The 15,081-nt window shown below is 62.5% G+C and carries 11 protein-coding genes; 8 read left to right on the plus strand and 3 right to left on the minus strand.

Features of this window, described 5'->3' with window-relative positions; genetic code table 11:
* The first annotated feature begins 30 nt into the window (after nt 1-30).
* Nucleotides 31-1,899: a hypothetical protein gene (locus tag J7E36_RS19905; protein ID WP_215006705.1), complete on the plus strand. Its 1,869-nt coding sequence runs from the start codon at nt 31-33 to the stop codon at nt 1,897-1,899.
* Nucleotides 1,900-1,926: 27 nt separating this feature from the next.
* Complete coding sequence (locus tag J7E36_RS19910) at nt 1,927-3,171, plus strand: metallophosphoesterase family protein (protein WP_215006719.1); 1,245 nt, start codon at nt 1,927-1,929, stop codon at nt 3,169-3,171.
* Nucleotides 3,172-3,309: 138 nt separating this feature from the next.
* Here the strand turns inward: J7E36_RS19910 and gbcA are convergent, their stop codons facing one another.
* Nucleotides 3,310-4,605 carry a glycine-betaine demethylase subunit GbcA gene (gene gbcA, locus J7E36_RS19915; RefSeq protein ID WP_215006722.1) on the minus strand — a complete coding sequence of 432 codons (1,296 nt, stop codon included), beginning with the start codon at nt 4,603-4,605 and terminating at the stop codon, nt 3,310-3,312.
* A 284-nt stretch (nt 4,606-4,889) separates the two neighbouring features.
* Here gbcA and gbcB point away from each other — a divergent pair, with 284 nt between their 5' ends.
* The gene (gene gbcB / locus J7E36_RS19920; RefSeq protein ID WP_215006726.1) at nt 4,890-5,990 is read left to right on the plus strand and encodes a glycine-betaine demethylase subunit GbcB; all 1,101 of its coding nucleotides are present in this window, start codon (nt 4,890-4,892) and stop codon (nt 5,988-5,990) included.
* Between the two features lie 151 nt (nt 5,991-6,141).
* On the opposite strand, the gene J7E36_RS19925 is transcribed toward gbcB, so the two are convergent.
* Nucleotides 6,142-6,672, minus strand: a complete 531-nt coding sequence (locus J7E36_RS19925; protein WP_215006729.1) for an REP-associated tyrosine transposase — start codon at nt 6,670-6,672, stop codon at nt 6,142-6,144.
* 222 nt (nt 6,673-6,894) lie between these two features.
* Nucleotides 6,895-7,935, minus strand: coding sequence for a low specificity L-threonine aldolase (locus tag J7E36_RS19930; RefSeq protein ID WP_215006732.1), 1,041 nt, complete (start codon nt 7,933-7,935; stop codon nt 6,895-6,897).
* A 554-nt stretch (nt 7,936-8,489) separates the two neighbouring features.
* Between J7E36_RS19930 and glyA the strand changes: the two genes are divergently transcribed.
* Genes glyA through J7E36_RS19955 form a run of 5 tightly spaced genes read left to right on the plus strand, consistent with a single transcriptional unit; the run spans nt 8,490 to nt 15,063 of the window.
* Nucleotides 8,490-9,743, plus strand: a complete 1,254-nt coding sequence (gene glyA, locus J7E36_RS19935; protein WP_215006735.1) for a serine hydroxymethyltransferase — start codon at nt 8,490-8,492, stop codon at nt 9,741-9,743.
* Nucleotides 9,744-9,764: 21 nt separating this feature from the next.
* The gene (locus J7E36_RS19940; protein ID WP_215006738.1) at nt 9,765-11,015 is read left to right on the plus strand and encodes a sarcosine oxidase subunit beta family protein; all 1,251 of its coding nucleotides are present in this window, start codon (nt 9,765-9,767) and stop codon (nt 11,013-11,015) included.
* A gap of 14 nt (nt 11,016-11,029) precedes the next feature.
* On the plus strand, nt 11,030-11,359 hold the full coding sequence (locus J7E36_RS19945; RefSeq protein ID WP_215006741.1) for a sarcosine oxidase subunit delta: 330 nt from the start codon (nt 11,030-11,032) through the stop codon (nt 11,357-11,359).
* Nucleotides 11,356-14,373 carry a sarcosine oxidase subunit alpha gene (locus J7E36_RS19950; protein ID WP_215006744.1) on the plus strand — a complete coding sequence of 1,006 codons (3,018 nt, stop codon included), beginning with the start codon at nt 11,356-11,358 and terminating at the stop codon, nt 14,371-14,373. Before J7E36_RS19945 ends, J7E36_RS19950 begins: the two co-directional genes overlap by 4 nt.
* 57 nt (nt 14,374-14,430) lie before the next feature.
* Nucleotides 14,431-15,063, plus strand: a complete 633-nt coding sequence (locus J7E36_RS19955; RefSeq protein WP_215006747.1) for a sarcosine oxidase subunit gamma — start codon at nt 14,431-14,433, stop codon at nt 15,061-15,063.
* The last annotated feature ends 18 nt before the right edge of the window (nt 15,064-15,081 follow it).

Genomic DNA, 15,081 nt, shown 5'->3' on the forward strand with positions numbered 1-15,081 from the left:
GCAGAGCGTGGGAACGATCTGGGGAACGCCATGAACACTTATATCCGCTGGTTCCAACGCATCATCTGGGTCGGGATTGTCATGAACATGGTCTTCGCGATTCCGGCGTTGTTCGCGCCGGCATTGCTGACGTCCATGCTCGGCCTGCCGCCCGTGTTGTCCGATCCCTGGCTGGAAAACACCGGCATGTTGCTGGTGGGGATCAGCCTGTTCTATATGCCTTCGGGCTTCAATGCCCCGCGCTTTGTGGTGAATTCGTGGTTGTGCGTGCTCTCGCGGCTGGTGGCGGTGGTGTTCTGGATCTACCTGATCAACACCAACGCCCAGGGCCCGTTGTTCGTGCCGATGTTGATGGGCGACCTGAGCATGTTCCTGATCCTGGGCGTGCTGCTGTACCTGGGCAGCCAGGTGGCCAATCGTCCGCTGGCCTTGCTCTGCGACGGTTGGCGGGCGTGGCGCGAAGGCTGGGCGCGGCGCTGGCAACGTCCCGGCTTCAAGACCGGTGCGCTGGTAGTGGTGCTGGTGTTGGGGTTCATCGGTTACCAGACCTGGTACCAGATGATCCGCGAGGTGCCGCAGCCGGACTTCGCCTCCGACGAAGACCATTACAAATACGCCGCCATCGGCCTGGGCATCGAGGCGCGGATTCCTTATTACCTGTTCGCCGTGCTGCCGCAGATGTGCCCGGAGAAAATGCCCAAGCCGGGCGGCTACGAGGTGTTCGGTTTCCTCTATGAGAACGGCAACGACCTGCCCATCGGCATGGCCAAGCGGCAACTCGGTTACCCCACCGTGGAGCCCAACTGCGCGCTGTGCCACACCGGCTCCTACAGGGCCAACGCCACTGACGTCGCGGTGCCGGTTGCCAGCGCGCCGGCCAACACCCTGCAGCTGCAAGCGTTCCAGTGGTTCGCCTACGATTGCGCCAGCGACCCGAAATTCACCCCCGATGCGGTCATGGCCGCGATCAACAGCAAGTTCCAACTGGGTTTTTTCGAGAAGCTCTACAACCGCTACCTGATCATCCCGATGGCCAAGAGCGCGCTGCTCAAGCAGAAGCAGGCCTACGCCTGGCAGAAACTGCGTCCGGCGCAAGGGCCGGGGCGGACTGATACGTTCAACCCGACCAAAATGGTGGTGTTCGGCTTCCCGGATGACTCCACCATCGGCACCGTGGACCTGCCTCAGGTCTGGAACCAGAAACCGCGCGAGTCGATGTACCTGCACTGGGACGGCAATAACAACAAGATCCATGAGCGCAATTACGCCGCCGCCATGGCGGTGGGCGCGACGCCGGAATCGGTGCTGCCACCCAGCTTCAACCGCGTGACCAACTGGTTGCTGGGGCACAAGGCGCCGGCCTGGCCGTTCGCCCTGGACCCGGCGAAAGTCGCCCAGGGCCAGCCGATCTGGGAGAAAAACTGTGCCGGTTGCCATGATTTCGGCCGCACCGACACGGGCCAGGTCACCACCAACATCGACCAGTTGGGCACCGATCGCTATCGCCTGGATTCTTTCACCAACGGCTTGGTGACGGCGTTCCATGGCTTCAAGAAACCGCCGTTCGACTTCGACGCCTATCGCAAGACCCAGAGCTACAGCAACACCCCGACCGACGGCATCTGGCTGCGCGCGCCGTACCTGCACAACGGTTCGGTACCGACCCTGTGGGATTTGCTGCAACCGCCAACGCTGCGTCCACAGGTGTTCTACACCGGTTCCGACATCTACGACCCAGAGAAGGTTGGCTTCATCACCAGCGGTGCGCAGATGAAGGCCTCGGCGGATTTCAAATACGACACCCGCCTGGAAGGCAACCACAACGGCGGCCACCTGTACGGCACGCAGCTGTCGGACGTCGATAAACGGGCTTTGATCGAATTCATGAAAACCCTGTAGCCCAGGGCATTGCGAAGGAGCGTCCACATGTCATTACTGCATCATTGGGAACATGAGTTCGACAAGGTCAAGGTCCGCCTGCACGGGTTGGTCACGCGGCTGGAGATGTCCTGGAAAAAACTCGTCAACGACCTGGAGCCCGAGGAATTCCAGGCCATCGTCAAGCTGCTGCAACGGGGCCACGACCAGGCGCAACACGTGATCGAACATGGCGACCTGCCGGACGACGAGCCGGCCGTGCCGTGGGAGTTGTCCCACGGCCTGTCGATCCTGAAGATCGGCAACGCCAAGCCCTTGCCGCAAAGCGAGGACGAGCTGCCGACCCGCGTACTCAAGGACGGCACCTTGCTCGGCTGTCGCAAATGGGAGCTGCTGGACCTGTTGTGGAGCGAGGCACTGCTCAAGTGGATCGAGAACCTGCGGCACCATGCGCCGTTCGCGACCACGCCCGCGCTGGTGAAGATGGACAGCGACGTGGTGCTGGCGATTGCCGGCGATTGGGGCACCGGACCGTTCGACACCCACGCGCCGGCGGTCGCGGTCGCCAACCAGATGCAACTGGCCCAGGCCGATTTCACCATTCACCTGGGTGACGTGTATTACGCCGGCACTCATTCCCAGGAAGACGTCGACATGGTCGGCTGGCCCCAGGGCAAGCATGGCTCCTTCACCCTCAATTCCAACCACGAGATGTACAGCGGCGCCCACGGATACTTCAAGGAGTTGGCCAAGCGTTTCCCGGTGCAGCAGGGCACCAGCTACTTTGCCTTGTACAACGACGATTGGCTGGTGGTCGGCCTCGACAGCGCCTATGCCTCGGACGCCATGAACCTGTACATGGACGGCACCCTCAATGCCCAGCAGATCGACTGGATGAAAAACCTGCCCAAGCGCAAGAAGCTGATGGTGCTCAGTCATCACCAGGGTTTCGATATTTCCGGGCACAACAAGACCGCGCTGTACCAACCGGTGTGCGATGCCCTCGGGCGTGAACCGGATTACTGGTACTGGGGCCATTTGCACAACGGCATCTGCTACGCGACCCAGGGCGGTTTGCATGCTCGCTGCGCCGGGCATGGGGCGATTCCCTACGGCACCACCAGCGAGCTGAACGGGCATGCACGGGTGCTGTGGTCGGAAACGACGCTGGCGGGGGACGAGGTGTATCCGGAGCGGGTGTTGAACGGGTATGTGAAGGTGCGGCTGGTGGGGGAGGATATCGAAGAGACGTTTTATGGGGAGGACGGGTCGGTGCGGTGGTCTTCGAAGTGACCGGATGAAGGTGAGGTCCTTAATGATCATTCCCACGCTCTGCGTGGGAATGCCTCAACGGACCCTCTGCGTTCGGCTGTCAGGGACGCGGAGCGTCCCTGGCTGCATTCCCACGCGGAGCGTGGGAACGATCATCGCTTAGCCCTGGACCGGCACGCCCTTGAGGTACGGCGCAGGCTCGGCCCCCAGGTTGTTGAGCATGCGCTCGCTGTACCAGTCCACGAAGTTCACCACGCCGAACTCATAGGTCTTGGAGTACGGGCCTGGCTGGTAGGCGGTGGAGTTGATGCCGCGCTGGTTCTCTTCGGCCAGGCGACGGTCCTGGTCGTTGGTGGCGTCCCAGACCTGGCGCATGCGCTCCACGTCGTAGTCGACGCCTTCGACCGCGTCCTTGTGCACCAGCCACTTGGTGGTGACCATGGTTTCCTGGGCGCTGATCGGCCACACGGTGAACACGATGATGTGGTCGCCCATGCAGTGGTTCCACGAGTGCGGCAGGTGCAGGATGCGCATCGAGCCCAGGTCCGGGTTCTTGATGCGGCCCATCAGCTTGGCGCAGCCCTGCTTGCCGTCCATGGTCATCGACACGGTGCCCTTGAGCAGCGGCATGCGCACGATGCGGTTACGCAGGCCGAAACTGGCGTGGGCGTAAGGGATTTTCTCGGCTTCCCAGGCGGCGGCGGAAGCGGCCACGTGGTCCTTGAACGCCTGGTCGGCGCGCGGGTCGGTGACGTCGTCCCATTCCAGCAGGGTCTTGAGCAATTCCGGGTGCGAGCCGCCGCAGTGGTAGCACTCGCGGTTGTTCTCCAGCACCAGCTTCCAGTTGGCCTTTTCCATCAAGGTGGTTTGCACCGCCACCTTGGTGTTTTCCATGTCGTACGGTTCCATGTAGTGGTTGAGCGTCGACAGGAAGTCATCGATGGCCGGTGGGTTCTGCGCCAGGCTGATGAAAATGTAGCCGCCGGAGGTCTTCACATTCACCGGCTTGAGGCCGTACTGCTTCATGTCGAAGTCCGCACCCATCTCGGTGCCGGCGAACAGCAGGCGACCGTCCAGCTCGTAGGTCCACTGGTGGTAGTGGCAGACCAGCTTGGCGACCTTGCCCTTGTCGCTGGTGCACAGGCGTGAACCGCGGTGGCGGCAGACGTTGTGGAAGGCGTGCACCACGCCGTCGGCGCCACGGATCACGATGATCGGGTTCTTGCCGACCTGCAGGGTCAGGTAGTTGCCCTTGGCCGGGATCTCGCAGGTCATGCCGGCGATCAACCATTCCTTCTGGAAGATTTCCTGCATGTCGATATCGAACAGACGCTCGTCGCTGTAGAACGGCTGGGGCAACGAGAACGTGCGCTCACGCTCCTGCAGCATCTGTGCGGTGGCCTTGCGTGCGGGTTCCAGTGGATCGCCCAGGCTCAGGGTGGTGGTCACGTCCATCGTTTTATCCTCATGGCCATCTGTGTGGCCGGCGAAAAAGGGCTAATCGGTTGTGCTACGCAAGGCAGAAAACGTTGTTTGTCTGTTGGGGGCGAGTGTGGGCCCGCGAAGGGGGCGAACCTTATCCATGGGCGACATGGCCCAATCTGTTCCCGACGCGCAAGCCCCGGTGGTTGGGGGCTGGTCGCGATAAGTATGTCAATGTCGCGAATAGGTAAACGGCGGTCCTGGCGCCTGCGCACAATCGCTACCATGAAGGCCGACAGTCGGCCGTGGAGATCAGCATGTCCAATAATTTCCTGAACCCGGTCACGACCCAGACCTGGGCCAATGGCCGACATATCGTGCGTTGCGTCAAAGTCATCCAGGAAACCTGGGATGTGCGCACCTTTTGCTTCATGGCCGACCAACCGATCATGTACTTTTTCAAGCCGGGGCAATTCGTCACCCTGGAGCTGGAAATCGAAGGTCAGCCGGTCATGCGCTCCTACACCATCTCCAGCTCACCGTCGGTGCCCTACAGTTTCTCGGTCACCATCAAGCGTGTGCCGGGGGGCAAGGTCTCCAACTGGTTGCACGATACGCTGCATGAAGGCCAGGAGCTGGCGGTGCACGGGCCGGTGGGGCTGTTCAACGCCATCGATTTCCCGAGCCCCAAAGTGCTGTACCTCAGCGGTGGCGTGGGGATCACGCCGTGCATGTCCATGGCTCGCTGGTTCTACGACACCAACGCCAATGTCGACATGACCTTCATCCACAGCGCCCGCTCGCCCAAGGACATCATCTACCACCGCGAGCTGGAACACATGGCGTCGCGGATCGACAATTTCAGCCTGCACCTGATTTGTGAAAAACATGGTCTGGGCGAGCCCTGGGCCGGGTATCGCGGTTATCTGAACCACAAGATGCTGGAATTGATGGTGCCCGACTTCCTCGAGCGCGAAGTGTTCTGTTGCGGCCCGACCCCATACATGACCGCGGTCAAGCGTCTGCTGGAAGCGGCGGGCTACGACATGAAGCGTTATCACGAAGAATCCTTCGGCGCCACGCCACCGGAAGCCCGCGCCGACGCCGTGGAACAGGCCGAACAGGCCGCCGACGCGCCCGAGGTCGATGCCGCGGACCTGCACCTGGTGGAGTTCACTTCCTCGGGCAAGAGCATACGCGTGGCCCCGGGCGAAACCGTCCATGCGGCTGCCGCCAAGCTCGGCATGATGATCCCCAAGGCCTGCGGCATGGGCATCTGCGGCACCTGCAAGGTGTTGAAGCTGGGTGGCGAAGTGGAGATGGACCACAACGGCGGGATTACCGAGGACGACGAAGCCGAGGGTTACATCCTGTCGTGCTGCAGCGTGCCGAAGGGGGATGTGCGGATCGAGTTCTGAACCGATCCACGGGGCGCTGAAACCGGAACGCGGAGCGTCCCGAGATGCATTCCCACGCGGAGCGTGAGGAACGAGGTGCTAGGTGTTCCGCTGATCGTTCCCACGCTCCTGCGTGGGAATGCCGCCAGGGACGCTTTGCGTCCCAGCTTTCCTACCATTGTTGAATCTCGATCAAGCCTTCCATCCCGGCATAATTGCGCGCACTGGAATAACGCCAGTGTTCCGGCAATTCCACATACCCACGCTTCACCGGATTGAAATGGATGTAATCGAGTTTCTGACGCATGACCGTTTCGCTATGAATCTGCTCCGCATGTGAGCCTTCCTGCCAAAGCTGATACACCCGGTCCTGCTTATGTGCTCGCTTGCTGAACCTCAGGCGTTGCAACGCTCGCTCTGCACCTTTGCTTTGCAGATCATTGATGATCTGGCGTGCCGTAAATGACTTGAACTGGCGCAAGCACTTGTCCAGGTTCGGTGCCTGGGCGAGGAAATGCAGGTGATTTTCCAGAACGACGTAGCCCAATAGCTGGAGGTTCTGGTGGGCTTGCTGATAACGCCAGCAATCGAGCAGGTGTTCGACGAGGTAGGGCCGTACAAACAGCGGCAGCCATTCCATGAGCGTGCAGGTGAGAAAGTGCGGTTTGTCAGGTTCGGTGATGACGTAGCGGCTCCGGCCCATGGATACATTCCTTTGTTGCGCTGGGAATGGCCATGTTGCGATTTCAGCGGTGGCTGGCGATAGCCGAAAAGGGGGCGGGGCAGGTGGGAATAGTCAATTCATGTCGGATTTCGAACGCGGAGCGTCCGTGGAGGCATTCCCACGCGGAGCGTGGGAACGATCGGTGTGCGCTGCTTCAGTCCAGCGGGACCAAGCTCCCTCGCCACGGGCGCCTGGCGCAGGTCAGGCGCTCATCACTTCCCGAATATCCGCCGCCAATTCCCGTACTCGCGCTTCTTCGGTGTCCCACGAGCACATGAACCGTGCGCCGCCCTTGCCGATGAAGGTGTAGAAGCGCCAGCCGCGAGCGGTGAGGGCGGCGATGGCCGGTTCCGAGAGTTGCAGGAATACGCCGTTGGCCTGGACCGGGAACATCAGCTCCACGCCGGGGATGTCGCTGACCAACTGCGCCAGCAGTTGGGCGCAGTGGTTGGCGTGGCGGGCGTGCTTGAGCCAGGCGTCGTCTTGCAGCAGGCCGACCCAGGGCGCGGAGAGGAAGCGCATTTTCGAAGCCAGTTGCCCGGCCTGTTTGCAGCGGTAGTCGAAGTCCACCGCCAGGTCGTGATTGAAGAACAGGATTGCCTCGCCCACCGCCATGCCGTTTTTCGTGCCGCCGAAGCACAGCACGTCGACACCGGCTTTCCAGGTCAGGTCGGCCGGGGAGCAGCCGAGGAAGGCGCAGGCGTTGGAGAACCGGGCACCGTCCATGTGCAGGTTCAGCCCCAGTTCCTTGCAAGTGATGCTGATGGCGCGGATTTCTTCCGGCGTATAGACGCTGCCCACTTCCGTGGCCTGGGTCAGGGTCACGACGCGCGGCTTGGGGTAGTGGATGTCCTGGCGCTTGAGGGCGATCTCGCGGATCGATTCAGGGGTCAGCTTGCCGTTTTCCGTGCGTGCCACCAGCAGCTTGGAACCGTTGGAGAAGAACTCCGGCGCGCCACATTCGTCGGTTTCGACGTGGGCGGTTTCCGAGCAGATCACGCTGTGGTAACTCTGGCACAGCGAGGACAGCGCCAGGGAATTGGCCGCGGTGCCGTTGAAGGCGAAGAACACTTCGCAGTCGGTTTCAAACAAAGCGCGGAAATCATCGGCGGCCCGGTGGGTCCACTCGTCATCACCGTAGGCGCGCTGGTGGCCCTGGTTGGCTTCTTCCATGGCGGCCCAGGCTTCGGGACAAATGCCGGAATAGTTGTCACTGGCAAACTGTTGACTCTTGTCGGTCATGGCCTTGCTCCTGAGGTAGAGAGTCCTGGGTAAAGAGTTCCCTGGTGGGCGTCCCGGGTGAGGAGTCCCTGGTTCGGCGTGTTTGGGTCCACAGCGCCGTGGTCGATGTTGGTGCGCACTTTACCCAAGATTAGCGGGGGAACACACCGGATGTTTCTGTCAGGAAATCACAAAGTCTTCGAAGCGCTTTCAACGTGAACCCGCGCGACGGGGCGCTGGCCCTGCGCAAGTGGCTGGCTCCTTTGTCGATAGTGCTCGATCCTCTGCGATATGTCGGTTTCTCCGCCGATTGGCTGTACGTGCCGGGGCGCCTGGCATTGCTTGCGGTGCGCCAGACACCTGGCTCACGCCCTCGCCACAAAGGCATAAGCACAAGGCCCAAAGGTTTCCTTCTGCGCTCCTTTGCAGCACATGTCGTAAACGCGCCGTTGTGTGGCGTCCATAGGCATTTGACCTGTCTGCGCCAGCCATACCATCGCTTCCAAAGGGCACGACCGAAGGGTCCCTGCCTCACCAAGACAAAAAGGCGCACCGCCGCCGCTGGGAGAGACGCGATGTTCAGCAAGCAAGACCAGATCCAGGGTTACGACGATGCACTGCTGGCGGCGATGAATGCCGAGGAGCAACGCCAGGAAGATCACATCGAGCTGATCGCGTCAGAGAACTACACCAGCAAGCGTGTGATGCAGGCCCAGGGCAGTGGCCTGACCAACAAATACGCCGAAGGCTACCCAGGCAAGCGCTACTACGGTGGCTGCGAGCACGTCGACAAGGTCGAAGCCTTGGCGATCGAGCGCGCCAAGCAACTGTTCGGCGCCGACTATGCCAACGTCCAGTCGCACTCCGGTTCCTCGGCCAACAGCGCCGTGTACCTGGCCCTGTTGCAGGCCGGCGACACCATCCTGGGCATGAGCCTGGCCCACGGCGGTCACCTGACCCACGGCGCCAAGGTGTCGTCCTCGGGCAAACTCTACAACGCGGTGCAATACGGCATCGACACCACCACCGGCCTGATCGACTACGACGAAGTCGAGCGCCTGGCGGTCGAGCACAAGCCGAAAATGATCGTTGCCGGTTTCTCGGCGTACTCCAAGACCCTCGACTTCCCACGCTTCCGCCAGATCGCCGACAAGGTCGGTGCCCTGCTGTTCGTCGACATGGCCCACGTCGCCGGCCTGGTCGCCGCCGGTCTGTACCCGAACCCGCTGCCCTACGCCGACGTGGTCACCACCACCACCCACAAGACCCTGCGCGGTCCACGGGGCGGCCTGATCCTGGCCAAGTCCAACGAAGAAATCGAGAAGAAGCTCAACGCCGCGGTATTCCCGGGTGCCCAGGGCGGCCCGCTGATGCACGTGATCGCCGGCAAGGCGGTGTGCTTCAAGGAAGCCCAGGAGCCAGGCTTCAAGGCTTATCAGCAGCAAGTGATCGATAACGCCCAGGCGATGGCTGGCGTGTTCATCAAGCGCGGCTACGATGTAGTGTCCGGCGGCACCGATAACCACCTGTTCCTGGTCAGTCTGATCCGTCAGGGCCTGACCGGCAAGGACGCCGATGCCGCCCTGGGCCGCGCCCACATCACCGTCAACAAGAACGCCGTGCCGAACGACCCGCAATCGCCGTTCGTGACCTCCGGCCTGCGCATCGGCACCCCGGCGGTGACCACGCGCGGTTTCAAGGTCAGCCAATGCGTGACCCTGGCCGGCTGGATCTGCGACATCCTCGACAACCTCGGTGATGCCGATGTCGAGGCCAATGTCGCCCAGCAAGTGTCGGCCCTGTGCGCGGACTTCCCGGTTTATCGCTGAGTCGGTTTTGGAGTAATGACTATGCAACGCTATTCGGGCTTCGGCCTCTTCAAACACTCTCTCAGCCATCACGAAAACTGGCAGCGGATGTGGCGCACGCCGACCCCGAAGAAAGTCTACGACGTGGTCATCGTCGGCGGCGGCGGGCATGGCCTGGCGACCGCCTACTACCTGGCCAAGGAACACGGCATCACCAACGTGGCCGTGGTCGAGAAGGGCTGGCTGGGCGGCGGTAACACCGCGCGCAACACCACCATCGTGCGCTCCAACTACCTGTGGGACGAATCGGCCCATCTGTACGAGCACGCGATGAAACTCTGGGAAGGCCTGTCCCAGGACCTGAACTACAACGTGATGTTCTCCCAGCGTGGCGTCTATAACCTGTGCCACACCCTGCAGGACATCCGTGACTCCGAGCGCCGGGTCAGCGCCAACCGCCTCAACGGTGTCGACGGCGAGCTGCTCAACGCCAGGCAAGTGGCCGACGAAATCCCGTACCTGGATTGCTCGAAGAACACCCGTTACCCGGTGATGGGCGCCACCGTCCAGCGTCGCGGCGGCGTGGCCCGTCACGATGCCGTGGCCTGGGGCTTCGCCCGTGCTGCCGACGCCTTGGGCGTGGACCTGATCCAGCAGACCGAAGTGATCGGTTTTCGCAAGGAAAACGGCGTGTGCATCGGTGTGGAAACCAACAAGGGCTTCATCGGCGCCAAGCGCGTCGGCGTGGTGACCGCCGGTAACTCCGGGCACATGGCCAAGCTCGCCGGTTTCCGCCTACCCATCGAATCCCACCCGCTGCAAGCGCTGGTGTCGGAGCCGATCAAGCCGATTATCGACAGCGTGATCATGTCCAACGCCGTGCACGGCTACATCAGCCAATCCGACAAGGGCGACCTGGTGATCGGCGCCGGTATCGACGGCTGGGTCGGCTACGGCCAGCGCGGTTCGTACCCGGTGATCGAGCACACCGTGCAGGCCATCGTCGAGATGTTTCCGGTGCTCTCGCGGGTGCGCATGAACCGCCAGTGGGGCGGCATCGTCGACACCACGCCGGACGCCTGCCCGATCATCTCCAAGACCCCGGTACCGAACATGTTCTTCAACTGCGGTTGGGGCACCGGTGGCTTCAAGGCCACCCCGGGCTCGGGCAACGTGTTTGCCGCCAGCCTGGCCAAGGGTGAAATGCACCCGCTGGCCGCACCGTTTTCCATCGACCGTTTCCACAACGGCGCGCTCATCGACGAACACGGCGCTGCTGCCGTCGCCCACTAACAGGAGAAATCCCTATGTTGCACATCTTCTGTCCTCACTGCGGCGAACTGCGCTCCGAAGAGGAATTCCACTCGTCCGGCCAGGCGCACATCCCGCGGCCGCTGGACCCGAATGCCTGCACCGACGAGCAGTGGGGCGACTACATGTTCTTCCGCGATAACCCGCGCGGCCTGCACCATGAGTTGTGGATCCACGCGGCCGGTTGCCGCCAGTATTTCAACGCCACCCGCGACACCGTGAGCTACGAAATCCTGGAAACCTACAAGATCGGCCAAAAGCCGCAATTCACCGACAAGGCTGAGAGTCCGAAAGCGGCCGCACAGGCTCTGGGAGAGAAGGTATGAGCCAGATCAATCGCCTGTCCAACGGCGGACGGATCGACCGCAACAAAGTGCTGAGCTTCACCTTCAACGGCCAGACCTACAAAGGCTTCGAAGGCGACACCCTGGCCGCTGCCCTGCTGGCCAACGGCGTCGACATCATCGGCCGCAGCTTCAAGTACTCCCGGCCGCGCGGCATCTACGCCGCCGGTGCGGAAGAGCCGAACGCGGTGCTGCAGATCGGCGCCACCGAAGCCACCCAGATCCCCAACGTGCGCGCCACGCAACAGGCGCTGTATCAAGGTCTGGTCGCCACCAGCACCAACGGCTGGCCGAACGTCAACAACGACATGATGGGCATTCTCGGCAAGGTCGGCGGCAAGCTGATGCCGCCGGGCTTCTACTACAAAACCTTCATGTACCCGCAATCGTTCTGGATGACCTACGAGAAGTACATCCGCAAGGCCGCCGGCCTGGGTCGCTCGCCGACCGAGAACGACCCGGACAGCTACGACTACATGAACCGTCACTGCGACGTGCTGGTGGTCGGTGCCGGCCCGGCCGGCCTGGCCGCTGCACTGGCTGCAGCCCGCAGCGGCGCGCGGGTGATCCTGGCGGACGAGCAGGAAGAGTTCGGCGGCAGCCTGCTCGATTCCCGCGAGAGCCTGGACGGCAAGCCGGCGACCGAATGGGTCGCTGCGGTGGTGGCTGAACTGCGTTCGATGCCGGAGGTGGTGCTGTTGCCTCGCGCCACCGTGAACGGTTACCACGACCATAACTTCCTGACCATCCACGAGCGCCTCACCGATCACCTCGGTGACCGTGCGCCGATCGGCCAGGTACGCCAGCGCATCAACCGTGTCCGTGCCAAGCGCGTGGTGCTGGCGACCGGTGCCTGCGAACGGCCGCTGGTCTACGGCAACAACGACGTGCCGGGCAACATGCTGGCCGGTGCGGTCTCCACCTACGTGCGCCGTTACGGCGTGGCACCGGGCAAGAAACTGGTGCTGAGCACCAACAACGATCACGCCTATCGCGTGGCGCTGGACTGGTTCGACGCCGGCCTGCAAGTGGTCGCCGTCGCCGATGCCCGCAGCAACCCGCGCGGTGCGCTGGTGGAAGAGGCGCGTGCCAAGGGTATTCGCATCCTCACCGGCAGCGCCGTGATCGAGGCCCGTGGCAGCAAGCGCGTCACCGGGGCACGTGTGGCCGCGATCGACGTCCGTGCGCAAAAAGTCACCAGCCCCGGCGAATGGCTGGACTGCGACCTGGTGGCCAGCTCCGGCGGCTACAGCCCGGTGGTTCACCTGGCTTCGCACCTGGGCGGCAAGCCGATCTGGCGTGAAGACATCCTCGGTTTCGTACCGGGCGAAGCACCGCAGAAGCGTGTGTGTGTCGGCGGCATCAATGGCGTCTACGGCCTCGGTGATTCCCTGGCCGATGGTTTCGAGGGCGGCGTGCGCGCGGCCAGCGAAGCCGGCTTCAACGCGGTGGAGGGCGTGTTGCCCAAAGCCCTGAGCCGCCACGAAGAGCCAACCCTGGCGATGTTCCAGGTGCCGCACGAAAAATCCACCGCACGGGCGCCGAAGCAATTCGTCGACCTGCAGAACGACGTCACCGCGGCCGCCATCGAGCTCGCCACCCGCGAAGGCTTCGAGTCGGTTGAACACGTCAAGCGCTACACCGCACTGGGCTTCGGCACCGACCAGGGCAAGCTGGGCAACGTCAACGGCCTGGCCATCGCGGCGCGCTCGCTGAACGTCAGCATTCCGCAGATGGGCACCACCATGTTCCGTCCGAACTACACGCCGGTGACCTTCGGCGCGGTAGCCGGCCGGCACTGCGGGCACATCTTCGAACCGGTTCGCTTCACCGCGCTGCATGCCTGGCATGTGAAGAACGGCGCCGAATTCGAAGACGTCGGCCAGTGGAAGCGCCCTTGGTACTTCCCGAAGAACGGCGAAGACATGCACGCCGCGGTCAAGCGCGAATGCAAAGCCGTGCGCGACAGCGTCGGCCTGCTGGACGCCTCGACCCTGGGCAAGATCGACATCCAGGGCCCGGACGCCCGTGAATTCCTCAACCGCATCTACACCAACGCCTGGACCAAGCTCGACGTGGGCAAGGCCCGCTACGGCCTGATGTGCAAAGAAGACGGCATGGTGTTCGACGACGGCGTGACCGCCTGTCTGGCGGACAACCACTTCGTGATGACCACCACCACCGGCGGCGCGGCCCGCGTACTGCAATGGCTGGAAATCTACCAGCAGACCGAATGGCCAGACCTGAAGGTGTACTTCACGTCGGTTACCGACCACTGGGCGACGATGACCCTGTCGGGCCCCAACAGCCGCAAGCTGCTGAGCGAAGTCACCGACATCGACCTGGATCGCGACGGCTTCCCGTTCATGACCTGGAAGGAAGGCCTGGTGGGCGGCGTGCCGGCACGGGTGTTCCGGATCTCGTTCACCGGTGAGCTGTCGTACGAAGTCAACGTGCAAGCCGACTACGCCATGGGCGTGCTCGAGAAAATCGTCGAGGCCGGCAAGAAGTACAACCTGACCCCGTACGGCACCGAGACCATGCACGTCCTGCGGGCCGAGAAGGGCTTCATCATTGTCGGCCAGGACACCGACAGCTCGATGACCCCGGACGACTTGAACATGGGCTGGTGCGTCGGCCGGACCAAACCGTTCTCGTGGATCGGCTGGCGTGGCATGAATCGCGAAGATTGCGTGCGCGAAGACCGCAAGCAACTGGTGGGCCTCAAGCCGATCGATCCGAACGTCTGGCTGCCGGAAGGCGCGCAACTGGTGTTCAACACCAAGCAGTCGATCCCGATGACCATGGTCGGCCACGTGACCTCCAGCTATGCCCACAACTCCCTGGGTTATTCGTTTGCCATGGGCGTGGTCAAGGGCGGCTTGAAGCGCATGGGTGAGCGGGTGTTCGCACCGCTGGCCGATGGCAGCGTGATCGAGGCCGAGATCGTGCCTTCGGTGTTCTTCGATCCGAAGGGTGATCGGCAGAATATTTGATACCTGATCGTTCCCACGCAGAGCGTGGGAACGATCAATTGAAGAGACAGGTGCTATATGACAGCAGCCAATGTTTACCAACAACGCCCAACCACCGGGGCCAAAGCCGAGTCGTCGCTGCACCATGCCGACCTCGCCAGCCTGGTGGGCAAGGGTCGCAAGAACGCCGGCGTGACCGTGCGCGAGAAAAAACTCCTCGGTCACCTGACGATTCGTGGCGATGGGCACGATGCCGCGTTCGCCGCCGGCGTGCACAAGGCCCTGGGCATCGAGTTGCCCGGCGCATTGAGCGTCATCGTCAAGGGCGAAACCAGTCTGCAATGGATGGGGCCGGATGAATGGCTGCTGATCGTGCCGACCGGTGAAGAGTTCGCCGCCGAGAAAAACCTGCGTGAAGCCCTGGGCGACCTGCACATCCAGATCGTCAACGTCAGCGGCGGCCAGCAGATCCTCGAACTGACCGGCCCGAACGTGCGCGACGTGCTGATGAAATCCACCAGCTACGATGTACACCCAAGCAACTTTCCGGTGGGCAAGGCGGTGGGCACGGTGTTTGCCAAGTCGCAACTGGTGATTCGCCACACGGCTGAAGGCACCTGGGAACTGCTGATCCGTCGCAGCTTCTCGGATTACTGGTGGCTGTGGTTGCAGGATGCGGCGGTTGAGTACGGCTTGAACGTACAAGCCTGATTGATCGTTCCCACGCTC

Source organism: Pseudomonas fluorescens, from assembly GCF_018614775.1.
Classification (GTDB): Bacteria; Pseudomonadota; Gammaproteobacteria; order Pseudomonadales; family Pseudomonadaceae; genus Aquipseudomonas; species Aquipseudomonas fluorescens_BY.